Origin of the sequence: Dysgonomonas sp. PF1-14, from assembly GCF_029892965.1 — a bacterium.
Taxonomy (GTDB): Bacteria; Bacteroidota; Bacteroidia; order Bacteroidales; family Dysgonomonadaceae; genus Dysgonomonas.
Map to the genome: position 1 here is coordinate 51,282 of NZ_JARXWN010000004.1, position 22,727 is coordinate 74,008.

A 22,727-nucleotide genomic window follows, 5' to 3' on the forward strand; every position below is an offset into this window, starting at 1 on the left:
AATTTTTATTATACAATATCTAAAATTTCTACTTCGAATATCAGTGTTGAATTAGGCTCGATTGATTGTCCGGCACCCGCTTTACCATAGGCAAGGTTTGCTGGTATAAACAATTTCCATTTAGAACCTACAGGCATTAGTTGCAGGGCTTCTACCCATCCCGGTATCACTTGGTTCACACCAAATGTAGCGGGTTGTCCGCGCTCTACGGAGCTGTCAAACACTGTGCCGTCGATCAATGTACCATGATAGTGGCATTTTACCTGATCGGTAACTTTTGGTTTAGGACCGTTGCCTTCTTTCAGTATTTCGTATTGCAGACCGCTTGGCAGTGTGACTACACCCGGTCTGTTTTTGTTGATTGCAAGAAATTCTTCACCTGCTTTCAGATTAAGTTCCAGCCTGTCTTCCTGTAGCTTAGAGAAATAATCGTTCAGAATTTGTTGTGCTTCTTCATAAGAAATTGCAGCTTGATTTCCATTTATTACATCCTGCAATCCTTTCAGGAAAGACTCTGGGTCGATATTCTTAATGCCCGACGACATGAAATTGTTACCGATACTTAATCCCAGAGCATAACTGATTTTATCCATATATTCTTTTTGTTTTTAACCAGCCTTGTAAATCAGATCGATAGATACTGAAATAGGTCGACTGAGCGTTTGGTTTAATTAACCAACAAAAATAGTTCTTTTCACGATACTTTAATAAATTTTAGCCTCTAAAAAACTATATTTGTGAAGCATACTTACATTTTTTAATATATTATGAAACATATTGTTGTATTAACAGGTGCCGGCATGAGTGCCGAGAGTGGTATCGCTACATTCAGAGATACCGGAGGATTGTGGGAACAGCACCGCATAGAAGATGTTGCTACTCCCGAAGGTTTTCATAAGAATCCCCAATTAGTCCTCGATTTCTACAATGCGCGCCGTAAAGCTGCTTTCGATGCCAAACCTAACGGCGGACATATAGGACTGGCAGAAATGGAGGCTGACTACAAAGTCTCTGTCATAACCCAGAATGTGGATGACCTGCACGAAAGGGCGGGTAGCACGCGTGTGTTGCATCTGCATGGAGAACTCAGTAAGGTGCGCTCTACTGTCGATCCGTCCCTGATATATACCCTCACTCCCGATAATGCGGAAATACATATTGGTGACAAGTGTGAGAAAGGATCGCAACTCAGACCTCATATCGTATGGTTCGGTGAGGCTGTCCCTGCCATAGAAGAAGCTGTGAGGATAGTGCAAAAAGCAGATGTACTGGTTGTTATAGGTACATCGCTGAATGTGTATCCGGCAGCAGGACTGTTGAATTATGCTCCTCCTGCAACCCCGATCTATCTGATAGACCCGAATGAGGTGAAGACCACTCTGTATGGTGTACACTTTATACGAAAAGGAGCATCGGAAGGGGTGGCTGAACTGAGAGCAAGATTAAATAAAGATATCTGAAAAAGGACGGCGGGAACATCCCGCCGTCTTGCTTATATAGAGAAGTCTGTCTACTTAATTCTTTCCAGTGTTTTTACCAGATAGTCATAAAACTTGGTAACAGTGTCTATTTCTACAAACTCGTCCGGAGAGTGTGCATTCAGGATTGTAGGTCCGAAGGAAACGATGTCCAATCCCGGAGTACTGCCCAGTATGATACCACACTCGAGCCCTGCGTGTACTACTACCACATGTGCATCTTCCTTGTACATTTCCTTGTACAGCTTAGCCATCATATTCAGCGTGTCCGATTGTGCATTAGGCTGCCATCCCGGATAACCGTTTTCAACTGTAACTTTAGCTCCGGCCAGTGCAAATACGCTTTCGAGGCTAGATGCTATTTCTTCTTTACGGTCTTCGGATGAACTGCGAGCCAGCATTTTAGCTGAAATCTTACCCGGTTCAGATTTTACCGATGCAAGGTTTGTAGATGTTTCCACAATGCCTTCAAAGTCGGTAAGCATACTGATAACCCCATTCTGGCATCCCACAACGGCATTTATCAGTCCGTCTTGTATTTCTTCCGGAATCAGTGTTTTAGGCACATCGGCTTTCGTTGCTTTGAACGAAAGGTTGTGTTCCACTGTCTTGTATTCATCTTTATATCTTTTCTCGTATTTTTTTACCAGTTTCAAGAAGTCTTTTTCATCCTCTTCGGGCAGAGTAACCAATGCTACAGCTTCGCGAGGGATGGCATTACGCAGCGATCCGCCGTCGATAGCCGAAAGACGCACTTCGTAGTTGCTTACGGCTTCTTTCAGGAAGTAAGCCATCAGTTTATTAGCATTGGCACGTCCCAGATGTATCTCTGTTCCTGAGTGTCCGCCACGAAGTCCTTTCAGTGTTATTTTATATGCGATGTCACCTTTTGGCGTTTTTACTTCTTTAAATTCCCAGTCAGCATTCACGTCTACACCACCGGCGCAACCTACGCAAAGTTCACCTATCTCTTCTGTATCGAGGTTCAGTAGAACGTTGCCGGACAAGAATCCTTTCTTTAAGCCCGAAGCTCCAACCATGCCGACCTCTTCGTCTACAGTAAACAGGGCTTCTATCTTTCCATGTTTCAGTTTATTGTCTTCCAGTACAGCCATCATAGCAGCGGCACCGATACCATTATCTGAACCTAGAGTGGTTGATTTGGCTTTTACCTTATTGCCGTCTATTACTGTTTCTATAGGGTCTTTAGCAAAATCGTGCTTTACATCGGAGTTCTTTTGTGGAACCATGTCCAGATGCGATTGCAGAATCACAACAGGAGCTTTTTCCATACCTTTTGTAGCAGGCTTGGTAATCAGTATGTTACCGGTTTTGTCTTGTTTTACATCCAGCTTCAGGGCTTTACCAAAATCCATAACGAATTTGGTTACTTCCTTCATCTGTCCCGTTGGGCGCGGAATCTGGGTTAAATCATAGAAGTGTTTCCACAACTGTGTCGGTTTTAGTTTAAGTATCTCTTTCGCCATAATAATTATGATTTATAATTTACGAATGGTAACAAAGATAGAAAAATATAGATGAAAGTATGTGTGTAATGCTATATTTTTAGATTATTTCTGATTGTTTGCTGACAATGTGCTTTTTTTGCTCCTTATTTTACTAAAATATTAATTGTCAGTAATTAATAAAAAAAGGTAACAAAGGTAACACTTCTGTCAGTCAACAGTGATCAGTCAACAGTGATCAAAAACTTGACAATTATCAATTACAGGAGCGAAGTGTGTGTAAAGGTCACAACTTTTTCAAATAATTTTTCTTTGCGCCTTCGCGTCTTTGACTCGCCTTCGCGTCGTCGATTTTCAATTGCGTGAGAAATATTTTAACTAAAACCTTACATTCCTAACAGAAATATCAATCTATATTCGCTTTTTCAAAGATCACTTTTCTATAGATCGGGTGAAAAATTTTATGCTCTTGCATTTAGAGCCTGTTTAAATTTTACCAAAACATTTTGTTATCGTTCTTTTTTCGTTCATTTTCAGTCTCTTTTTGTCCGATTTTCCCCTTTCTTCAGCTTGAATAGCCCGCTATTCGCGCTTCAGATAAGAAAAAATCATTCCAAAAATAGTTCTGAAAACCTAAACGAATAAAATTTAAACAGGCTCTTATAATTCCTTTTCATCTATAGATAAACATTTCTGAAAATAATTATATATTGGGGTTCTCGTTTATTTTGTCTTCTTTTTGGATGTGTATATGTGCCTTTTTCCGAAAGAAATTATAGCCCGTATATTCAAAGTGATATATTCTTGCCGGTACAATATCTGTTTTATAGCCTTCTTTTATGAATATCAGGTCAGGCATAGTCTGCGGGTCTTTTTTCAATGCAAAGTAGCCCGATGAGTCCGTAATGGTTTCATGATAGTCCTCTATATTCTCCCTTACTGTTACGTTATCCAGAGGATTTCCACTATCATAATCATATACATATCCTTCGTAGCAGCTATTGGCTTTATGGTCGCCATATTTGTAGCCTAAGGTGGTTATGAGTAACAAGACTATAATAATGGAACCAAGAAATACGGGTTTAGATATAGCGAATGGTTTGGTAATATTTATTCTTATTTTTCGGTGAAAATCGAAGAAGCAATAGATGTGAATAGCGAAGAACGGAATGATTGCTGCCAGAAACAGATCGGGATGGTATGTGAAATCATCGGATAATTCAGTACAGAGTAGTATTGTGACAATTGCAGGCAGTAGGAAAAAACTCAGAGCCGATAACCATAGTGAATCTCTAACAGATGAAAATAGATTGAGATACACCGAAAGTGAAAATACTGCCATAGACAGAATGTACATAACCGGAAACATTTCTGCAAACATGCTACCAAGATGCTGTTGCGCGACGATGATAAGAGAACACACAATACTGATAACAGTGGTTACAGTCAGTTTTATGCTGAGTTCCTGTCCGTATTTTCTTTCTTCCGTTTTGTTTTCCATGATCTTTGGGCTTTTCAATCTGTGTTAATAGGGTCGCTTCTGCTTTTTAACTAAAACCTTACAAAGTTTACACATTTTGTATTATTTCAAATATCTTTTTCATTGGCATATCGGCACATTGTCGCATTAGTACATTGATATACTATATATAGATAAAGCTACCGGAAGATAATACAGGGCAGTATAATTACTTTTTCTTATTCAGAGCCAGCATAGCGAATCCGAACAATCCGAGCAGGATAACCCACAGCGACTGTATCCCAAATACACCTGTGGCAAAGGCTGTAGCTTCGAGGCCGTTGACACCGTAAAGACTAAGTGCTGCGATGACTGCTACCTGCCAGGGTCCTAACCCTCCGTTAGACGGAACGCCCATACTCAGGCTGGTGAGGGCAAAAGCAATCAGTCCTGCTGTGAAGCCTAAATCTTTAGTGAAGTCGAATGCGAAGAATGTAGTGTAGAAATAAAGGAAATAGGAAACCCAGATGCCGATAGTATAAAGCGCAAGTTTTCCTTTCGTCTTCATATTCCAGATGGCTTTGGCGTCTTTGATAATTTCTTTGATAAAGCCTTTTACTTTTCTTACAATAAAGTTTTCCTTGAAAAACTTAAAGATAATATATGTAGTAATAATAGCAGCAGCAATAAGTATATAAAGCAAAGGTGATTTCAGTATCCCGATAACAATGTCGAATGTATCCTGATTTTGTTCCAGTTGACTGATGAAAAACTGCATATTGAACAGGAATGCGATCATACAGATGAATATTACGGTCAGGGAGTCGAAGATACGGTCAAGGATCATTGTGCCGAACAGTTTGGAAAAAGGGATCCGCTCTTCTTTGGCTATGATGCCGCATTTCCATATCTCGCCTGCACGCGGAAGGGCAAAGTTTACAGCGTAGCCGCCATATATGGCATAGCTGAGATTCGCTATTTTGGGTGTATATCCCAACGGGGTGATGAAAAGCTCCCAGCGGTAACCTCTCAATGTGTGTCCCAGTAGTCCGAACAGAAGAGAAAAGAGCAGGATACCCCAGTTGGCATCTTTGATAATATGCCATACATCTTTGAAGTTAATATCCCTGAACAGATATACAATAATGAAAATTCCCAAAGCTAAAGGTAATACCACCTTTATCAGAGTGTTTAGTACAGATTTCTTCTTCGATGCAGGTACTTCTTCGATCGGATCTTCCATTCTATTTTGTAAAATTGCAGTTTCTTATTATAATTATAACAAAGGTAAAAGACGTGTTTTAGCAATAAAATACTACCTTTGCGCCTGCAAATATAATCATAAATATAAGTATGTCAGCAGTAAGACCAAAGAAATTCTTAGGGCAACACTTCCTCAAAGATATGGATATAGCACGCCGTATCGCTGATACATTGGACGATTTTTCCGATGTGCCGGTTATTGAGGTAGGTCCCGGCACAGGGGTTCTTACGCAGTTTCTGATCGAAAAAAATAAGGAGCTGACCGTTGTCGAGCTCGACCGCGAATCTGTACCTTATCTCGATGAGCATTTTCCTGCACTGCGCGGACATATCGTTGAGGCTGACTTCCTTACATTAGATTTGTCGCAAATCTACAAAGACCGTTTCTGTGTAATCGGTAACTATCCTTACAACATATCTTCCCAGATATTTTTTAAAGTACTCGATCATAAAAATCAGATACCCTGTTGTTCGGGCATGCTCCAGAAAGAAGTTGCCGAACGCATTGCCGCCCGTCCGGGTGGCAAAACACGAGGTATTTTAAGTGTACTGCTTCAGGCTTGGTACGATGTTGAATACCTGTTCACGGTGAGTGAGAAGGTGTTCGACCCTCCTCCCAAAGTGAAATCGGCAGTGATAAAGCTGGTGAGAAATGACCGCCAAACGCTTGGTTGCGACGAACGGTTGTTTAAGACGGTTGTGAAAACCGGATTCAACCAGCGGCGAAAGACCCTGCGCAACTCAATGAAGCCCCTGCTCGGAAAAGATTGTGAAGCTTATACTAATCCGATCTTTGCCGAACGACCCGAGCGGCTCTCGGTCGCAGATTTTGAAGAGCTGACAAATATTGTCGCTGCGCATCTGCCCGAGAGGGAAAACGAGAGGAAGTAAGAGTACACACACTTAAAAAAGAGAGCTCATGTCAGAAGTAAAACTATTCTATCATAAAGACAATGCTATAAGAATGAGCCGTAGCATTGAGTTTTTGAAAACTACGCCTATCAAGAACTTTCTATGGATCGACCTTAACAATGTGGACGAGGAAATAGAAAATGAACTTGAAGATTATCTGAAAATATACATTCAGGAAGAAGAAGAAATGGTCGAAATCGAGATGTCGTCCCGCTATATGGAAACAGCCGATTCGCTAGTGGTCAATTCCAACTTTCTGCTTGGTAACTTTGAGAAAGAGCCCGTCTCTTTCATAATGAAGAACAATATCCTTATCACAGTACGTGGCGAAGACCTGACTTCGTTTCACGAGACGATAAAGAAAATATCTGCCAATCCGAAAACATATCCTACCGGTTATCATGTGTTTGTAGCCATACTGGAAACACGCGTAGAGATAGATGCCGACATGGTAGAGGATATGACACAGGAGATTACAACACTCAGTAACAGTATCAGCATACAGGAGGCAGACGAAGAATTGTTGATGGAAATCAAGAACCTTCAGGAAAAGACGATGATGCTTCGTGAAAATATCATAGATAAACAGCGTGTGGTAACAAGTCTGCTGAAAAGTGACCTGATGCCAAAAGAAATGCATAGCCGTATCACAATACTGATAAAAGACATCAATTCGCTGCTCGAGCATATACGTTTCAGCTTCGATCGTCTCGATTACTTACAGGATACGTTTCTCGGTTTTGTAAATATCGAGCAGAATAAAATTATCAAAATGTTTACCGTTATCTCGGTAATATTCATGCCGCCAACTCTTATAGCCAGTATCTATGGAATGAACTTTGGTGAAATGCCTGAATTGAAATGGAAGTATGGTTACATATTCTCCATTGCGTTGATGGTATTTGCAGTCGGGGTAATCCTCTTTTACTTCAAAAAGAAGAAGTGGTTGTAATCGATGGCAGGAGATACGCTATATATTTCCGATTACGATCATTACGAAAAGGTCTTAAATAAGGTTCTGTCTGTAAAGAAGCAGTTGTGGATAGGAACTGCCGATATCAAAGACCTGTACTTTATGCAGGGAAAACAAAGCGTGCCATTCCTGAAAATACTTTCCGATCTGGTGAAACGTGGGGTCGAAATACGGTTGATACACGCTAAAGAACCCGGTCCTAATTTCAGAAAGGATTTTGATAAATATCCGTTGCTGGTTCAGGGCTTAGAGCGGGCTTTATGTCCACGAGTACATTTCAAGATGATGATATTCGATTTGCAGACGGTTTATATCGGTTCTGCAAACCTAACAGGCGCAGGCATAGGGATGAAAGGTAAAGATACCCGCAACTTTGAAGCCGGCATTCTCACGTCAAATCCGGCATTGCTCGAAAGTGCAATATCACAGTTCGATTCGGTATGGATCGGGAGTTTTTGCAGTAAATGTAAGCGGAAAGATTATTGTGGCGATCGCATTAAATAAACTAAAAGGACAGATTTTAGTGATCTGTCCTTTTAGTTTATTTGGTCTTTTTCCCTTTTTTCGCTGTTTTTTCTTCCTGCTTGTCTTTTATTGTAGTCGCTTTCTTTGCTCTGGGAAGGGGAGTTGCAGGTTTTTTTTCCTCTTGCGGAGCCAATACTTTCTTGGCATTCTCTATTTCCTGCTTGGCTGCATCCGTAAGGATAGGGTAGTGGAGCTTTAACTCTTCCATCCTGTCGCAGATAATTTGCCCTACGGCATAGCGCATAAACCACTTATTATCGGCAGGGATAACATACCAAGGGGCTTCATCAGTCGATGTATTTGTGAGCATATCTGAATAGGCTTTCATATAGTCGTCCCAGAATGCACGTTCTTTAAGGTCGGATGCCGAGAATTTCCAGTTCTTCGATTCATCTTCCAATCGTGCGAGGAAGCGTTTTTCCTGTTCATCATGTGATACGTTCAGGAAGAACTTGAGAATAATCGTTCCGTTTTCGGTCAGATGCCTTTCAAAGTCATTTATCTGTCTGTATCGTTTTTTCCAGAACTTATCATCTACATCTTCCACCTTGTTTATTTTCGGTAATTTGCCGTTTAGTACAATGGCGGGATGAACTTTTGCGACCAGTACGTCCTCGTAATGTGAACGGTTGAAAATGCCGATTCTACCACGTTCCGGCAAGCATTTGTATATCCGCCACAGATAATCGTGATCGAGGTCTTCTGCCGAAGGTACTTTGAATGAATATACCTGACAGCCTTGCGGATTGACGCCCGACATTACATGCTTTACCGTACCGTCTTTGCCTGCTGCGTCCATTGCCTGAAAGATAACAAGTATGGAATAACGATCGTGAGCATACAGTTTGTCTTGTAATTTTGCCAGTTTTTCGGTATTCTCTTCCAGTAGTTTTTCAGCTTCATCCTTTTTCAGACCGGCTGTATAATCGGTTCTGAAATCGGATACTTTGTGCTTGTCTCCGGGTTTTGCCGTCAATTTTTTAAGAACATCCTTTTTCATATCGTTATTCTTTTTTGATGTTACCGTTTCAGGTCACTTATTTATAGCTGTCGAGTATCTGATATATTTCAGCTTTTTTGCTTTCGTCGAGGAAATACCATTTATTGTCGAACTTGGTTCTGCCATTTTCTTTCCAGATCATCAGCCAACTGTTCTGGTCACTGGTTTTCCCTTTGTAATGCGATATAAGTGTATAGTCGGGAGCAACCATTTTAACCATTATTCCGCTATTGTTCCACAGGGTATCATTTACCGATAAGGCAAGGGCCTCACCCAGCTTGTTTCTGTCGGCTTCAGAAATAATACGTTGTTCGTTACTGTCGGGGAACAGAAGTGACATTGTATCTACTTCTGCTATGTTGAACTGTAATTTCATTGTGTCTACAACAGAAGCTGTTTCTGTCGTTTCTGCTTGTTTTTCTTTGTTTGCAGAAGTGTTACACGCTACAAATGTCGTTGCAAGAAGCAGAGTCAGAGTCCCTGCCAGATGTTTGATTGAGATATTCATTTTTTATTTTTAATATTGTTCTTTTATTCTTCTTCTTTAAACCAGCCCGAATACATCAGATAGTTTTTTGCAATTTTCTGATTCATTTCTTTTGCCTGATCGGGGTCTACTTTCTTTACAAATTTGGCAGGAACTCCGGCATATATACTGCCCGGTTCTACCTGTGTGCCGCTCAGTACCACAGAGCCTGCTGCTATAATGGCTCCTTCGCCTATCACTGCATGATCGAGTACAATAGCGCCCATACCAATGAGTGCACCGTTTTCTATTTTCGCACCGTGTATAACTACATTGTGTCCTACAGATACATCGTCTCCGATTTCTACTACCGATTTTTGATATAATGTATGTAATACGCTGCCATCCTGTATATTTACCCTGTCGCCTATGCGTATGGAGTTAACATCGCCACGCAATACAGTGTTGAACCATATACTGCAATCTTTACCTATAACAACATCGCCAATAATTGTGGCATTTTCGGCCAGATATGCATTGTCTCCTATTTCGGGTGTAAATCCTCTTACTTCTTTAATTAGTGCCATTCTTGCTTTGTATGTGATGATCTAAAAATTTTATAACGTTCTTTTCGTTTATCCTTTTTGCTATAATGGTTTTATCCTTGTCCAGAATAAAGGTTGCCGGTATGCCTGACGTATCGTAGTACAGCCAGTATTGTGACTTGTAATTCAGGTCAGCACAGTTAATCCAGTCGGTGAGCTTATTTTTCTTCATGAAATCGAGCCACTCCTGTTTGTTATTGCCTGTATTGATCGCTATTACCTCCAAGCCTTTTTCTTTGTATTTCTTATATACCTCGTCATGGAACTTTGGCGTTTCCAGCTGACAGTAGCCGCAATCGGGATTGTAAAAGTACAGTAAGGTATATTCTGTCGCTATTCCATTTGTTGCCACCGACTTCCCATCCGGTGTTTCCATTATCAGGTTACGCGCTTTCATTCCTATCCGGTTATATTCAATATCACTGTATTTCTGTTTCAGTTGCGACATTTGCGCACTGTCTATCCATGCTATACTCTTATTCATAATATAGTTTTCATACAGGCGTGCCCAGATATTTTCGTCACCCATCCGCCCACTGCTCAGGGCATCGTTTGTGAGCTTCGACAACATTTCTTTAAAACAAATATCGTTGTTTATTGTTTTTGCTACCAGTCTGTTGGCTGCTGCTGCGAGCGAATCGGGTACAGGGTCTGTCCACTGTTGCATATAGCTGTCAATATAGCTGGTGAAATAGTTTGTCCTCCAAAAGCGGGGGTCGGTAAGGTTTATATTGTCAAAGTAATGTACTTTCCCGTACTCCTTATTAGCCAAGAACTCTTTGTTGTCTTTCGGCTGAGGATAAGGCAGCGTAATGTACTCCATGCCTTTCAGAAAAATGCCTGCCCATTGTGTCCTGTGCTTTTCGATGAACGACTGTGTGTGTAATGCTAGCTTATCATCGAAATTATCGAGTTCGTCCTGTAGTTTCGGCTTTTCCTGTTCCGATGCACTGAGGAATCTTCCTTGCAGTACACTCTTTCTCATGTCTTCTTCTGCTATGTATGCAAGGTGCTGCCACAATAACTTAGTGTCCTCACTGCCCGAAACAGTATTTTTAGATGGATCTTTTTCATTGATCGACATGCGGATATCATCCTGTGTGTCACCGATCAAAAAATCTATCAGAAAAGATGGTTTTATATGCAGGAAGTATTGTCCCTGATCTATTTTTCGATCGGGGTAAGCAAATATAGCTTTGCTGTCTTCCCCGACTTTCACTGAGTCGATGGCATAAGTTCCTCCCATCCAGTATTGTCCCAGATATAGGGTCTTGTTTGCCTGATTAGGAATAGTCACTTCGAGACGAAACGAACCGTCCTTCTCGCCCATATTATTTTGAGCCTCCACTTTGTTGAAAAAGAGGAGGCTCAGTATGATAAGAATATTATATCGCATTGGTCTTTTCTTTTAACCATTGCTTCTCGTCCTCGTTCAGCAGAGGAGAAAGGCGGTCATATACAAGTTTATGGTATTCGTTGAACCATTCGATTTCTTTTTCTGTCAATATCTCCTTCACAATAGGTGTAGTGTCTATCGGGCAGAGGGTAAGCGTTTTGAAAGAATAGAAATCGCCGAACTCGGTAGTTGTCTCATGTTGGGTCAGAATGAGGTTCTCGATACGGATGCCGTATTTGCCGGCTCTGTATATTCCCGGTTCGTTAGAGGTAACCATGCCTATCTGCAATGTAGTCGGATTCTCATTCATACGGATATTTTGAGGTCCTTCATGCACATTAAGGAAATGTCCTATTCCATGTCCTGTACCATGCAGATAATTCAGCCCGTTATCCCATAGTGCTTTGCGGGCTAGTATGTCGAGCTGGCTGCCTCGTGTCCCCTGTGGATAGATGGATGTAGCCAGATTGATGTGGCCTTTCAGCACCATTGTATAATCTTTTTTCATCTGTTCGGTCAGCGGGCCAACAGCTACAGTGCGGGTTATATCGGTTGTCCCGTCAAAATACTGAGCTCCCGAGTCTACAAGCAGGAATCCTTCAGGTTTTACGCTCAGTGAACTTTCGTCTGTAACATGGTAGTGTACAATGGCTCCGTTAGGTCCGTAGCCGGAAATAGTATCGAAGCTTTCGCCTACAAAGTTGGTTTGCTGGCTTCTGTATTCTACAAGCTTAGCCGGTATCTGAATTTCTGTAACACTTCCGGTCGGAACGGTTTTTTCGAGCCACATCAGGAAGCGGACAAGTGCCACTCCGTCTTTTTCCATAGCTGTATTGAAGCCTTGTATCTCGGTTTCGTTCTTGATGCTCTTCATCAGGTCGGCAGGCGATGGCATATCTACTATACGGCATCCGTTAGGGATCGTATTGTAAAGGCGGAAAGTTACTTTATTACCATCCAGACAAACCGATGATTTTATCTTTGATACATAATCGAATATCTTTGAGTATTCGGCAATGACAACACCTTCTCCTTTCAGATATGCTGATGTTTCCGGAGTAAGTTTTTTAGGGTCGATGAACAATACGGTTTCTTTACGCGATACATAGGCATAACTTACAGCCACCGGATTACATTTAACATCGTTTCCTCTTATATTGAAAATCCATGCGATAGTATCCAACGATGCTACAAGGAGTGATTCTGCTCCTGCTTTTTCCACATTGTCGCAAATACGGGCTATCTTTTTGTGTGTCGTTTCTCCTGTATATTTTTCAGGAAGTACGAAAATCGGATTTTGTGGTATTGCCGGCCTGTCGTGCCATATTGTGTCGAAAGGATCGTAATCACTTATTACATGCAGTCCTTTCATATTCAGTTTGTGGGTAAGGTTGAAAGCGTCTTTTGAGGCATATACACTACTGTCGATACCTACATATTCGCCTTCGCCCAGTTCCGACGTCAGCCACTCTTCCATAGTAGGGGTCTGCGGCAGACCATCTTTGAATAACTCGATTTCGGTACCGTTTAATTCGTTTGTTGCTTGCAAAAAGTAACGCGAGTCTGTCCACAATCCGGCTTTCTGGCGTGTAACAACTACTGTTCCGGCCGATCCGGTAAAGCCGCTTATCCACTCTCTCGAAGCCCAGTGCAATGCAGGGTATTCGCTCAGATGTGAGTCTGTACTGGGAACGATAAAGGCATGGAGGCCTTTATCTTCCATGAATTGGCGCAGGGCTGTCAGTCTTTTATGTATTACACTCATATTATTTAATATTTAATGTATTATATAATGGTTGTCGTATTCATCTCTTGTTTGTAGTGAGAATTAATATCCCCTTTTACAGCAGCGCCTATTTCTATTTCTATGGTTCCGGTCTTTACATTGCCGGTAACTGTAGATGTGGCGCGCAGGAATACGTTTTCGCTACAGAATATATTTCCGTCCACTTTTCCCAAAACCTCAATATTCGTACATCTGATCTCTCCGGTTATAGTACTGCTCGTTCCTACTATGATCTTTCCTTTACAGTGTATGTTACCATCTATAGAACCATCTATACGGAAATCCTCTTCGGCATTTATCTCTCCTTTTATATGTGTGCCAGCAGCAAGTATGTTGTGAGTGCTGGCCGACACAGCCATTGATTCTTTGATTTTTGCCATGTTCTTTTGTTGTATATTATTTTATATGTGTGTTAAGAAAACAAACTTAGTTAAAAATAAGCGAAACTTTAAATTTATTAATTAAAAATAATTTCACTTTAATAGTTTATAACATGTATTGCTGTTTCATCTGTATAAGTGACAAAGAAGATTGTTATCTTTTTGTATATCTTTGTTTCTTTAAATAACAATTAAGCTATGAAGAGCTATATATTATTGGAAAATCTTACTTTTTATGCTAATCATGGTGTTTTTCAGCAGGAAACAATTGTCGGTAACCTTTATACAGTAAACCTGAAGCTGGAGATCGATCTGGAAAAGCCGAGCCGGACAGATAATCTGGAAGATACAGTCAGTTATGCGGAAATATACGAACAGGTGAAAAAAGAAATGATGATTCCATCAAAATTACTGGAACACGTTGCAGGGAGAATAATACGTAATCTGAAAAGTAATTTTCCGTTAGTGGAAACTGTGGAGATAAAAGTGTCGAAACGTAATCCGCCTATGGGTGGGCAGCTCGATTGTGCAAGTGTGGTTCTGATAGGCTAAACAGTATATGAAAGTAAAGAAGATAACAGACCTGAACCGGATTTCGGTAGATGAATTTAAGGTTGCAGAAAAAACTCCACTTATTGTGATTCTCGATAATGTGCGGAGCCTGAATAATATAGGTTCGGTTTTCAGAACTTCGGATGCCTTTCGGGTCGAAGCTATATATCTATGTGGTATTACGGCGACACCTCCTGATGCCGAGATACACAAAACGGCATTGGGTGCGGAGGATGCTGTCGCATGGCGATATTTTGAGCATACAGAGGATGCCGTAAATGTATTGAAAGAAAGGGGGGATATAATATATGCCGTTGAGCAGGCCGAAAAAAGTATTATGTTGAATGAACTGAGGATGGATAGCACAAAACACCATGCCATAATTCTTGGTAACGAGGTGAAAGGAGTTAGTCAACAGATAGTTGATATGTGCGACTACTGTATTGAAATACCGCAGTTTGGGACAAAGCATTCTTTGAATGTTTCGGTCGCTACAGGAGTCGTTGTTTGGGAAATTTTTAAACAGTTGGTTTGATATTGCAATATTTTTGTTAGTTTTGCATGCTGGCTAAGGCACTAATTGTAACAACTCGTAACTATGATAACAGAATCAGATAAACTCTCTTTAGAAGAGAAGGGTATTTCTTCGGATGCCTTTCAAAAACAGCTGGATAGTTTTAAGACCGGTTTCCCTTTTCTTGGACTGTCTTCGGCAGCATCCGTAGAAAGAGGTATCATGGTGTTGTCACCTGATGATGAAAGAAAATCTTTGAACAGTTGGGATGCATACAAGGCATCGTCAAAGAAGATTGTAAAATTTGTGCCGGCATCAGGGGCTGCAAGCAGAATGTTTAAAGATCTGTTCGAGTTTCTGGATGCCCCTTATAATATACCTACCTCTGCATTTGAGAAGTCTTTTTTTGACGGGCTGTCTAAATTTGCATTTTATGAAGACCTCGATGCTGCCTGTCTGAAAAATGAAGGTAAAGATATTGCTACACTACTCGCGGGAGCAAATTACAAATCTATTATAAAAAATCTATTAAGTACCGAAGGATTGAATTATGGAAGTTTGCCGAAAGGGTTGTTGAAATTTCATAAATACGCGGGCTTTTCACGAACACCTGTAGAAGAACATTTGCAAGAAGGCTTTCTATATGCGAAAAATGACAGAGGGGAAGTAAATATTCATTTTACAGTATCTCCGGAACACAAACCTTTGTTTGAGAAACTGATTGATAGTAAGAAGAGTGCAGTTGAAACAGAATTATCTGTCACATATAATATTGACTACAGCGAACAAAAGCCCAGTACAGATACTATTGCCGCAGATGCCAATAATGAACCGTTCAGGGAAAATGGCAAACTCGTTTTTCGTCCCGGAGGTCATGGGGCGTTAATTGAAAACCTGAATGATCTGGATGCCGATATTGTATTTATAAAAAATATAGATAATACCGTTCCCGATAAATATAAGGAAATAGAGACCAAATACAAGAAAATACAGGCAGGCGTGCTTGTAGAGATTCAGTCTAAGGTATTTGCATATCTCAAGCTTATAGATAGCGGTAAATACACACACGACGAATTGTTAGAGATACTTTATTTTATGCAAAATGTGCTAAATATAAAAAATCCTGACACAAAACTATTGGAGGATGCAGAACTGGTGCTGTATCTGAAACGTAAGCTCGATCGCCCGATTCGTGTTTGTGGTATGGTTAAGAATGTTGGAGAACCCGGTGGAGGGCCGTTCCTTGCAGTTAATTCGGACGGGACGGTATCGCCGCAGATACTGGAGAGTTCTCAGATAGACATGTCTGACCCGGAGAAAAAAGAAATGTTTCAGAAAGGAACACATTTCAATCCGGTTGATATTGTCTGTGGTATAAAAGATTACAGAGGCTATCACTTCAATCTGAAAGATTATGTCGATTATAATACCGGCTTTATATCTGTAAAATCGAAGGGTGGCAGAGAATTGAAAGCATTAGAGCTGCCTGGCTTGTGGAATGGGGCGATGTCGGACTGGAATACAGTTTTTGTAGAAGTGCCTATCGAAACGTTCAATCCGGTAAAAACAATCAATGATTTGTTGAGAGGACGTCATTTATAGCAGGTTATTAAAATGGCTCTTTTTATTTCGGTTCTGATAAAAATAATCTTTTATTGAAAAAAATATGTTATATTGTTTCTTGTAACAAAAAAAGAATTATCTTTGTATTTGAATTTCGACTATGTGTCGGGATTTAAGAAACTTGGATACCTTACTATGTTTTCGATAATTATTTGATGTTGACTGACTTTTATAAAACTACAATAATGAAACTTCGATTATTTTTAGTCGTATTACTACTTTTGCCTTTATTAGTTAAAGGGCAATCTGATGTGAAATTTTACTCAAAGGGTAAGATGTATGTACAATATAAAGGCACTGAAGCTCAGAAAGGGGCTACAGAGTCTACTACATTGTATATAGACGGATCAGCAAAGTTTGTAACGGGCGCCTCTATTACCCAGAAAGGGCGTACAGAATTAACGGGTGACTTTGTAAACGGAAAAGACCCAAGTGTAGATGAGGGAGCGGCTAATCAGCTCTTTATCGGAAAAAGCAACACCGAAAATGACGGTGTAATTGCTTTTATAGGTAAGCCGGTTGATGGTAAGGCGACGTTGCAGCGAATTTATGGTGATGTTGATGTTGCCGAAGCTACATGGAGCCGAGCGCTGCAAAAGAGTTTTAACTGGATTGACTTTCCTACTATAAAGGTTGAGAAAGGCTTGCCCGGTGCTGACGATGATTGGCGTAAGGTGGGATTTGTAATGGTGGATTCATCTGCTGCTGTAGCAGTTGATTATCTGAATGTGCCGGCTACAGATCGTTTTTCTGTAAAAGCATCTTATGATGTAAATAATGTATATCGCATGAATAGTGGTCATGCCCTGATTAGAGCTCTGTCTGCTAATACCAGCCAGCCGACATATAGTCAGGTTAACTTTGACTTTTATAAATATGATGATTCAGATCCCGGAAATATAATTGACGATGGCGCATTTGAGAATGACTATGCGTCAGAATCAGCCAGACCATTGCCTTTGGGTTCTACATTCGGTAAAACGCTTAGACAAACAGATGGTTGGAATAGATTGATGGGATTCTCACCTCCATTTAAAGAACTGGGAGCAGATTATATGTTCTATCATGTGTTGACAAAACCAAATGGTTCTAGCTTTACTTCGTATGAGGGGCCTATAGTAGATCCGTTCTTTAAAATGCAGGCTGGACGTGGATATTTCATTACAATGGAATTATCTCATGCCGACCATATGAGCAGTATTGATAAGAGATGGAATTTTGAAGGTAATAATTCGGGTATTTATCACGAGAGACGTGCCAGAGGAGGATATGTGTTTGGCCGTATGAGTTTTGAAGATTATTCGTCAAAACCAGGAGGTGTACAGGCTGATTTCAGAAGATTTACATATGATGATGCTAACGTAAAAGCTGGAACAGACCAGTGGGGTAAGAGAGACAGGGTGGAAGTGTTGAAAACAGAAAAATTCAACGTGGAGCCTGTACAGGTAGAATTACTTAAAGGGTTGAACTTTGTAGGTAATCCGTTTATGTCTCCGATCAGTCTTAACTGTCTGTTAGGTATTGCTTATAATGGTTATGGTGGCGATGTTGAAGGTAGCTATCCTGCGGTTCCTGATTCAGAAGCAGATGTTAAGTATGAAGTAAAACTTTTAGGTGATGGTATTTATGCCTCTACAACTGATGCCAGCGTTCAGTTGAGACCAAAATATTGGTTGATAAATCAAGCACAGGCTAAATACGATGCAACAAAAAATATATTTGAATACAGAGCGTCTTATGACTTTATCAGTAGAGATGGTGCATCTGGTGGAAATATAGAGAAATCTTCTAGTATAGTAGATCCAACTAAATATCTGATTGCTCCTATGCAGATGTTCTGCTTGCAAACAGAACAGCCTAATGGTGTCACGATTACAATGGATCCGAAACTGCGTACATTCGGTCAGACTCGCGCCCCAAAAAGTGCATCAGCAGAAAGTGCTATTATGCGTGACTGGTTTGTAGTAGAAGCACAGGATAATATAAATAATGTAGCTGACCGTACTACTGTTATATTCAGAGATGGTGCACTTGCTACATCGAAAGATTCATATGACTCAAGAAAAGGTTTGAATGATGCTTATGAAAGCGACAATCATAAATATACAGATGCAAACGGCTATGAGTCTGAAATAAAGAGAGCAGAAGCAAGAGCTATTGTTTATACAAAATCCAGTGATAATATGACAATGTTAGGAAATGCAATTCCTAAGAAGACAAAAGAATTACCATTATTCTTTAATGCTCCTCAGGAAACACAGGAAATAACATTGAAGTTCTACGGATTGGATAATGTAGAAGCTGTACAGGGTGTGTGGCTAATCGACAGATTGCTTGATAACAAAACAATGAAGGTAAGTCAAGGCGATGAGTATTCATTTGTTTCAAACACTACCGATAGTCAGAACTTAGTTGGAGGTAATCGATTTATACTTCGTTTCTATCCGGATGATAGTGATGTAATAGGTGATAATGCAGAAGAAATCTCATGCTATTATAATTCATCTACTTTATATATAAAAGGCTTGAACGAAGATGACATGAACAGTGATGTTACTATTTATGACATGCAAGGTCGCCTGATGGCAAGAACAAAAGTAAATGAGGCTCCTTCTATGAGGTACTTGAAACCACTGAGTCTTGGTACATATATTCTGAAGATCACAGGTAATAGAAACTATGCAACGAAATTTGTGAATTTGCAGACTAATTAAGATACACACAGACCTAAGTTAAAATAAAATAGATGAAAACGAAACTACAAATATTGCTGTTTTTGATGTTGTCCCTTTGCTTGACTGTTGTTCCGACAGTTGTTAGCGCGGCAGATAGCGAAAAGCCTGTTACCTTTAAGGCGACAGAGGCTGAGAAATTTATGCAAGAAGAAAAAACTTCTCTTGTATATACCAAAAGTATATCAATGATCTCGGAACAAGAAGGATTCCTGTCTGCAAGTGAAGGATGGCAAGACCCGTTCCTTCCCGAAACAGACTGGTCTAATCCCGGTAACGTAGGGGCTCCTATAGGTGATACTACATTGCCGATCATTTTCTCTATATTTGTTCTTTATCTTATATATAGGGGAGTAACAACATCCAGACGACGCAATAATCTCTAAGAGATAATTTTAATAAAACAATATAAAGAGGAGATATTTGACTTGGTTCATCAAATATCTCCCTTCTTTGGATCAATAAGAGCGGGTTATTTCATTGAGAAATAACCCGCTCTTATTGATGTTTTTCCTGACAACTCTCCGGTTTGAGTTCAAATATTCGATTCTCAGAGAGTTTAGCTTTGTGCTTTTGGGAACCTTACAAGCTTCTTATTTTTGTTCGATCCATGAAATGATTTTATCACAGAAAGGATCTTCGCGAGGAGGTACAAATCCTAAAAGCTGTCCGTTTTCATCAATCATGAATTTTTGGAAATTCCATTGTACTTCAGCATCTATTTTCCCATTTCCGGATTCTTCAGTAAGCCATTTGTATATAGGAGCTTTGTTATCACCTATAACATCTACTTTGCTCATCATCGGAAACGATACATCATAGTTTAATACACAGAATGTCTTTATTTCCTCATTCGTACCTGGTTCTTGTCCGTTAAAGTTATTTGCCGGAAAGCCTACAATTACAAAATTCTTGTCTTTGTACTTCTCGTAAAGCTGTTGAAGTTTCTCATACTGAGGAGTTAAACCGCACTTGGACGCTACATTTACCACTAGGATTTTCTTCCCTTTCAATGAAGTGAAATTGAAGTCTTTTCCATCGATATCTTTCACTTTAAAGTCATAAATACTCTTATTACTCTGTGCCATACTGCTAATAGTTATCATACCTAGTATGATAGATAAAATCAATTTTTTCATGTTAGTATATACTATTTGTTTATTATTAAACACTTAATCTTACTATAAAGTTTTTACTATCTGAATATCTTTCAGATAGAGTAAATTCAGGTAGAATTATATTTTTCTAAATCTATAAACACTTTCTGCTATCAAAGACTTATCTTTATGTCTCAAAAAGTTGAAAGGAAATGGAGTTAAGCTTGGAAATTTTCTCCCTTATTTTGTTCTTGGGAGCTTGTTTTGCCGGTCTTATTGGTTCTTTGACCGGATTGGGGGGCGGTGTCATTGTAATTCCGCTGCTTACGTTAGGGTTTGGAGTAGATATGCGTTATGCCATCGGTGCTGCACTGGTAACTTCCATAGCTACGTCTTCCGGCGCAGCAGCAGCTTATATCAAAGAGGGTATAACAAATGTACGCATAGGTATGTTTCTGGAGATCGCAACCACTACTGGGGCTGTAATAGGTGCTATCGTAGCCATGCATCTCGATAAGGTATATATTGCGATTATCTTCGGTTGTGTACTTATTTTTTCTGCTGTGCGCTCTGTAGCAAAAAAAGACGATAATACGGATTATGCTGCACCAGGTGACAAATTAGGCGTAAAGCTGAAGTTGAATGGTTCTTATCCTACTAAGGAAGGAAAGATTGAACAATATAATGTCCATAATGTGATAGGAGGATACTCCCTGATGACACTTGCCGGTGTATTGTCCGGCTTGTTAGGAATTGGTTCGGGTGCGTTGAAGGTATTAGCTATGGATACCGCTATGAAGATACCGTTTAAGGTGTCGACTACTACCAGTAACTTTATGGTAGGAGTTACAGCCGCTGCCAGTGCTGTAATATACTTGCAACGTGGTTATATAGATCCCGGATTGGCAATGCCTATCGTCGTAGGCGTATTACTTGGTGCTTTTTTCGGATCGAAGATATTGCCGAAGACAAATGTGAAGAAGCTACGTCTGCTATTCAGCGTAGTAATATTCTTCTTGGCTATATCTATGATATATAACGGTATAACAGGTAAATTGTAAAAGGGATGAAGAACATATTTTCTAAGGAATTTTGGGCAGAAAGAGATATGGAGCTTTTTATCGGTAAATTGCTTCGTTATGGTGTTATGCTGTCATGTGGAATTACCCTTCTGGGAGGAGCCATATACATATATCAGCATCATGGGATGTCTATGGAGCAATATAAACCGATCCCTGACGGACAGACTTTTCCCGGAGTAGAGTATTATTTGCGTGAATTATCAACAATCTTTCCGCGTGTTTTAGCCCTCGATGGTGCTGCTATTATACAGTTAGGTGTATGCGTACTTATAGCTACCCCTATATTTAGGGTGGCGTTCTCGGTGGTCGGATTTCTTATCGAACGCGACTATATGTATGTCACTATTACCCTTATCGTGTTATTTATTATCATAGCTAATATGCTATTAGGACTGCATTGATTATGAAAAGGATTCTCTTCATATTACTCGTTTTCCTTCCTTCTTTAGCTTTTCCTCAGCCAGCAAAGGAAAAAGGATTGAATAGTATAAATAAACAGAAAGCAAAGGCTTATATTGAGTTCTTAGCTAGTGACGTTCTTGAAGGACGCGAAGCAGGAAAACTAGGAGGTCGTATAGCCGGAGAATATATAATATCTGTCCTGCGTGAAATTGGCATAGTACCTTTCGATGATGATAATAATGGATGTACACAGCCATTTACCGCATATGCTAAAGAAAGGCAGACAAAATCCCGTTATTCAATCGATCCGGCTATTATTACAGAGTATAAAAAAGATAAGGCACACCGGAAATTAGATTTGCGGAATATACTGGGTTATATAGAGGGTAAGAATAGAAATGAAATTGTAATTATCGGTGCACACTACGACCATCTGGGAGTAGATGAATCATTGGCTGATGATAAGATATATAACGGGGCAGATGATAATGCCTCCGGTGTGTCGGCTGTATTGCAAATAGCAAAGGCTTTTGTGGAAAGTGGGCAGCAACCCGAACGGACAGTTATTTTTGCCTTCTGGGACGGGGAGGAATTAGGTTGTTTGGGATCAGAATATTTTACCTCTAATTTTCCCGATTTGCAGATGGTAAAAGGATATCTGAACTTTGATATGATCGGACGGAATAACGATGAGTCGAAGCCGGAACAAGTGGTATATTTTTATGCAAAAGAAAAGCCTGTTTTTAAAGAATGGCTTACAAAAGATATTCGTAGTTACGGATTAAAGTTAAAACCGGATTATAAGACTTTAGATAAATCGACCGGAGGAAGTGATAATATTTCCTTTACACGAAAAGGAATTCCTGTGATTTGGTATCATACCGACGGGCACCCGGACTATCACCAACCAAGCGACCATGCTGATGAAATAAATTGGGATAAACTTGTAGATATAACAAAAGCTGCCTACCTTAATTTCTGGAATATGGCAAACCTACCAAACTACTGAAACTATG

23 protein-coding genes are annotated in these 22,727 nt (G+C 40.1%); 12 read left to right on the plus strand and 11 right to left on the minus strand.

Features of this window, described 5'->3' with window-relative positions; all coding sequences use genetic code 11:
* Nucleotides 1-8: 8 nt before the first annotated feature.
* A complete protein-coding gene (locus tag M2448_RS06650) occupies nucleotides 9-593 on the minus strand; it encodes an FKBP-type peptidyl-prolyl cis-trans isomerase (protein ID WP_280645133.1) in 585 nt (194 codons plus the stop codon).
* Between the two features lie 174 nt (nucleotides 594-767).
* Here M2448_RS06650 and M2448_RS06655 point away from each other — a divergent pair, with 174 nt between their 5' ends.
* Nucleotides 768-1,460 (plus strand): NAD-dependent deacylase, encoded by a 693-nt coding sequence (locus M2448_RS06655; protein ID WP_280645134.1) that lies wholly within the window; start codon nucleotides 768-770, stop codon nucleotides 1,458-1,460.
* A 50-nt stretch (nucleotides 1,461-1,510) separates the two neighbouring features.
* Here the strand turns inward: M2448_RS06655 and M2448_RS06660 are convergent, their stop codons facing one another.
* The 3 genes from M2448_RS06660 to M2448_RS06670 form a co-directional block, all read right to left on the minus strand.
* Nucleotides 1,511-2,965 carry an aminoacyl-histidine dipeptidase gene (locus M2448_RS06660; protein WP_280645135.1) on the minus strand — a complete coding sequence of 485 codons (1,455 nt, stop codon included), beginning with the start codon at nucleotides 2,963-2,965 and terminating at the stop codon, nucleotides 1,511-1,513.
* 682 nt (nucleotides 2,966-3,647) lie between these two features.
* Nucleotides 3,648-4,445, minus strand: coding sequence for a hypothetical protein (locus M2448_RS06665; RefSeq protein ID WP_280645136.1), 798 nt, complete (start codon nucleotides 4,443-4,445; stop codon nucleotides 3,648-3,650).
* Nucleotides 4,446-4,632: 187 nt separating this feature from the next.
* Complete coding sequence (locus M2448_RS06670) at nucleotides 4,633-5,646, minus strand: lysylphosphatidylglycerol synthase transmembrane domain-containing protein (protein ID WP_280645137.1); 1,014 nt, start codon at nucleotides 5,644-5,646, stop codon at nucleotides 4,633-4,635.
* Nucleotides 5,647-5,756: 110 nt separating this feature from the next.
* On the opposite strand from M2448_RS06670, the gene rsmA reads away from it, so the two are divergent.
* The 3 genes from rsmA to M2448_RS06685 are packed head-to-tail and all read left to right on the plus strand — an operon-like array spanning nucleotide 5,757 to nucleotide 8,055.
* A complete protein-coding gene (rsmA, locus tag M2448_RS06675; RefSeq protein ID WP_280645138.1) occupies nucleotides 5,757-6,557 on the plus strand; it encodes a 16S rRNA (adenine(1518)-N(6)/adenine(1519)-N(6))-dimethyltransferase RsmA in 801 nt (266 codons plus the stop codon).
* A 28-nt stretch (nucleotides 6,558-6,585) separates the two neighbouring features.
* Nucleotides 6,586-7,530, plus strand: coding sequence for a magnesium/cobalt transporter CorA (gene corA / locus M2448_RS06680; RefSeq protein WP_280645139.1), 945 nt, complete (start codon nucleotides 6,586-6,588; stop codon nucleotides 7,528-7,530).
* A gap of 3 nt (nucleotides 7,531-7,533) precedes the next feature.
* The gene (locus M2448_RS06685; RefSeq protein WP_280645140.1) at nucleotides 7,534-8,055 is read left to right on the plus strand and encodes a phospholipase D-like domain-containing protein; all 522 of its coding nucleotides are present in this window, start codon (nucleotides 7,534-7,536) and stop codon (nucleotides 8,053-8,055) included.
* Between the two features lie 37 nt (nucleotides 8,056-8,092).
* Here the strand turns inward: M2448_RS06685 and M2448_RS06690 are convergent, their stop codons facing one another.
* The 6 genes from M2448_RS06690 to M2448_RS06715 are packed head-to-tail and all read right to left on the minus strand — an operon-like array spanning nucleotide 8,093 to nucleotide 13,709.
* Nucleotides 8,093-9,076: a polyphosphate kinase 2 family protein gene (locus M2448_RS06690; protein WP_280645141.1), complete on the minus strand. Its 984-nt coding sequence runs from the start codon at nucleotides 9,074-9,076 to the stop codon at nucleotides 8,093-8,095.
* A 37-nt stretch (nucleotides 9,077-9,113) separates the two neighbouring features.
* Nucleotides 9,114-9,584 carry a hypothetical protein gene (locus M2448_RS06695; RefSeq protein ID WP_280645142.1) on the minus strand — a complete coding sequence of 157 codons (471 nt, stop codon included), beginning with the start codon at nucleotides 9,582-9,584 and terminating at the stop codon, nucleotides 9,114-9,116.
* A gap of 23 nt (nucleotides 9,585-9,607) precedes the next feature.
* Nucleotides 9,608-10,129: a gamma carbonic anhydrase family protein gene (locus M2448_RS06700; protein ID WP_280645143.1), complete on the minus strand. Its 522-nt coding sequence runs from the start codon at nucleotides 10,127-10,129 to the stop codon at nucleotides 9,608-9,610.
* The gene (locus tag M2448_RS06705; protein ID WP_280645144.1) at nucleotides 10,116-11,543 is read right to left on the minus strand and encodes a TlpA family protein disulfide reductase; all 1,428 of its coding nucleotides are present in this window, start codon (nucleotides 11,541-11,543) and stop codon (nucleotides 10,116-10,118) included. Before M2448_RS06705 ends, M2448_RS06700 begins: the two co-directional genes overlap by 14 nt.
* Nucleotides 11,533-13,308 carry an aminopeptidase P family protein gene (locus M2448_RS06710; protein ID WP_280645145.1) on the minus strand — a complete coding sequence of 592 codons (1,776 nt, stop codon included), beginning with the start codon at nucleotides 13,306-13,308 and terminating at the stop codon, nucleotides 11,533-11,535. The genes M2448_RS06705 and M2448_RS06710 overlap by 11 nt, the downstream gene beginning before the upstream one ends.
* A 20-nt stretch (nucleotides 13,309-13,328) precedes the next feature.
* Nucleotides 13,329-13,709: a polymer-forming cytoskeletal protein gene (locus M2448_RS06715; protein ID WP_280645146.1), complete on the minus strand. Its 381-nt coding sequence runs from the start codon at nucleotides 13,707-13,709 to the stop codon at nucleotides 13,329-13,331.
* A gap of 198 nt (nucleotides 13,710-13,907) precedes the next feature.
* Here M2448_RS06715 and folB point away from each other — a divergent pair, with 198 nt between their 5' ends.
* The 5 genes from folB to M2448_RS06740 all read left to right on the plus strand — a co-directional run bounded on the left by folB (nucleotide 13,908) and on the right by M2448_RS06740 (nucleotide 19,516).
* Nucleotides 13,908-14,261 carry a dihydroneopterin aldolase gene (folB, locus tag M2448_RS06720; protein ID WP_280645147.1) on the plus strand — a complete coding sequence of 118 codons (354 nt, stop codon included), beginning with the start codon at nucleotides 13,908-13,910 and terminating at the stop codon, nucleotides 14,259-14,261.
* A gap of 7 nt (nucleotides 14,262-14,268) precedes the next feature.
* On the plus strand, nucleotides 14,269-14,796 hold the full coding sequence (locus M2448_RS06725; protein WP_280645148.1) for an RNA methyltransferase: 528 nt from the start codon (nucleotides 14,269-14,271) through the stop codon (nucleotides 14,794-14,796).
* Nucleotides 14,797-14,859: 63 nt separating this feature from the next.
* Nucleotides 14,860-16,377 carry a DUF4301 family protein gene (locus M2448_RS06730; RefSeq protein ID WP_280645149.1) on the plus strand — a complete coding sequence of 506 codons (1,518 nt, stop codon included), beginning with the start codon at nucleotides 14,860-14,862 and terminating at the stop codon, nucleotides 16,375-16,377.
* A 272-nt stretch (nucleotides 16,378-16,649) separates the two neighbouring features.
* Nucleotides 16,650-19,112, plus strand: a complete 2,463-nt coding sequence (locus M2448_RS06735) for a T9SS type A sorting domain-containing protein (protein WP_280645150.1) — start codon at nucleotides 16,650-16,652, stop codon at nucleotides 19,110-19,112.
* A gap of 32 nt (nucleotides 19,113-19,144) precedes the next feature.
* A complete protein-coding gene (locus tag M2448_RS06740) occupies nucleotides 19,145-19,516 on the plus strand; it encodes a hypothetical protein (protein WP_280645151.1) in 372 nt (123 codons plus the stop codon).
* Between the two features lie 207 nt (nucleotides 19,517-19,723).
* Here M2448_RS06740 and M2448_RS06745 read toward each other — a convergent pair whose 3' ends face one another.
* Entirely contained in the window at nucleotides 19,724-20,269 is a 546-nt protein-coding gene (locus M2448_RS06745; RefSeq protein ID WP_280645152.1) for a glutathione peroxidase, read from the minus strand.
* A 170-nt stretch (nucleotides 20,270-20,439) separates the two neighbouring features.
* On the opposite strand from M2448_RS06745, the gene M2448_RS06750 reads away from it, so the two are divergent.
* Genes M2448_RS06750 through M2448_RS06760 form a run of 3 tightly spaced genes read left to right on the plus strand, consistent with a single transcriptional unit; the run spans nucleotide 20,440 to nucleotide 22,720 of the window.
* Nucleotides 20,440-21,288 (plus strand): sulfite exporter TauE/SafE family protein, encoded by an 849-nt coding sequence (locus M2448_RS06750; RefSeq protein WP_280645153.1) that lies wholly within the window; start codon nucleotides 20,440-20,442, stop codon nucleotides 21,286-21,288.
* Nucleotides 21,289-21,293: 5 nt separating this feature from the next.
* Nucleotides 21,294-21,710 carry a DUF1634 domain-containing protein gene (locus M2448_RS06755; RefSeq protein WP_280645154.1) on the plus strand — a complete coding sequence of 139 codons (417 nt, stop codon included), beginning with the start codon at nucleotides 21,294-21,296 and terminating at the stop codon, nucleotides 21,708-21,710.
* A gap of 2 nt (nucleotides 21,711-21,712) precedes the next feature.
* Nucleotides 21,713-22,720, plus strand: a complete 1,008-nt coding sequence (locus M2448_RS06760; RefSeq protein WP_280645155.1) for a M20/M25/M40 family metallo-hydrolase — start codon at nucleotides 21,713-21,715, stop codon at nucleotides 22,718-22,720.
* The last annotated feature ends 7 nt before the right edge of the window (nucleotides 22,721-22,727 follow it).

Bases quoted from the DNA above. Each gene is read 5' to 3' on its own strand.
- M2448_RS06650 (WP_280645133.1), bottom strand. From the start codon at position 593: ATGGATAAAATCAGTTATGCTCTGGGATTAAGTATCGGTAACAATTTC.
- M2448_RS06655 (WP_280645134.1), top strand. From the start codon at position 768: ATGAAACATATTGTTGTATTAACAGGTGCCGGCATGAGTGCCGAGAGT.
- M2448_RS06660 (WP_280645135.1), bottom strand. From the start codon at position 2,965: ATGGCGAAAGAGATACTTAAACTAAAACCGACACAGTTGTGGAAACAC.
- M2448_RS06665 (WP_280645136.1), bottom strand. From the start codon at position 4,445: ATGGAAAACAAAACGGAAGAAAGAAAATACGGACAGGAACTCAGCATA.
- M2448_RS06670 (WP_280645137.1), bottom strand. From the start codon at position 5,646: ATGGAAGATCCGATCGAAGAAGTACCTGCATCGAAGAAGAAATCTGTA.
- rsmA (WP_280645138.1), top strand. From the start codon at position 5,757: ATGTCAGCAGTAAGACCAAAGAAATTCTTAGGGCAACACTTCCTCAAA.
- corA (WP_280645139.1), top strand. From the start codon at position 6,586: ATGTCAGAAGTAAAACTATTCTATCATAAAGACAATGCTATAAGAATG.
- M2448_RS06685 (WP_280645140.1), top strand. From the start codon at position 7,534: ATGGCAGGAGATACGCTATATATTTCCGATTACGATCATTACGAAAAG.
- M2448_RS06690 (WP_280645141.1), bottom strand. From the start codon at position 9,076: ATGAAAAAGGATGTTCTTAAAAAATTGACGGCAAAACCCGGAGACAAG.
- M2448_RS06695 (WP_280645142.1), bottom strand. From the start codon at position 9,584: ATGAATATCTCAATCAAACATCTGGCAGGGACTCTGACTCTGCTTCTT.
- M2448_RS06700 (WP_280645143.1), bottom strand. From the start codon at position 10,129: ATGGCACTAATTAAAGAAGTAAGAGGATTTACACCCGAAATAGGAGAC.
- M2448_RS06705 (WP_280645144.1), bottom strand. From the start codon at position 11,543: ATGCGATATAATATTCTTATCATACTGAGCCTCCTCTTTTTCAACAAA.
- M2448_RS06710 (WP_280645145.1), bottom strand. From the start codon at position 13,308: ATGAGTGTAATACATAAAAGACTGACAGCCCTGCGCCAATTCATGGAA.
- M2448_RS06715 (WP_280645146.1), bottom strand. From the start codon at position 13,709: ATGGCAAAAATCAAAGAATCAATGGCTGTGTCGGCCAGCACTCACAAC.
- folB (WP_280645147.1), top strand. From the start codon at position 13,908: ATGAAGAGCTATATATTATTGGAAAATCTTACTTTTTATGCTAATCAT.
- M2448_RS06725 (WP_280645148.1), top strand. From the start codon at position 14,269: ATGAAAGTAAAGAAGATAACAGACCTGAACCGGATTTCGGTAGATGAA.
- M2448_RS06730 (WP_280645149.1), top strand. From the start codon at position 14,860: ATGATAACAGAATCAGATAAACTCTCTTTAGAAGAGAAGGGTATTTCT.
- M2448_RS06740 (WP_280645151.1), top strand. From the start codon at position 19,145: ATGAAAACGAAACTACAAATATTGCTGTTTTTGATGTTGTCCCTTTGC.
- M2448_RS06745 (WP_280645152.1), bottom strand. From the start codon at position 20,269: ATGAAAAAATTGATTTTATCTATCATACTAGGTATGATAACTATTAGC.
- M2448_RS06750 (WP_280645153.1), top strand. From the start codon at position 20,440: ATGGAGTTAAGCTTGGAAATTTTCTCCCTTATTTTGTTCTTGGGAGCT.
- M2448_RS06755 (WP_280645154.1), top strand. From the start codon at position 21,294: ATGAAGAACATATTTTCTAAGGAATTTTGGGCAGAAAGAGATATGGAG.
- M2448_RS06760 (WP_280645155.1), top strand. From the start codon at position 21,713: ATGAAAAGGATTCTCTTCATATTACTCGTTTTCCTTCCTTCTTTAGCT.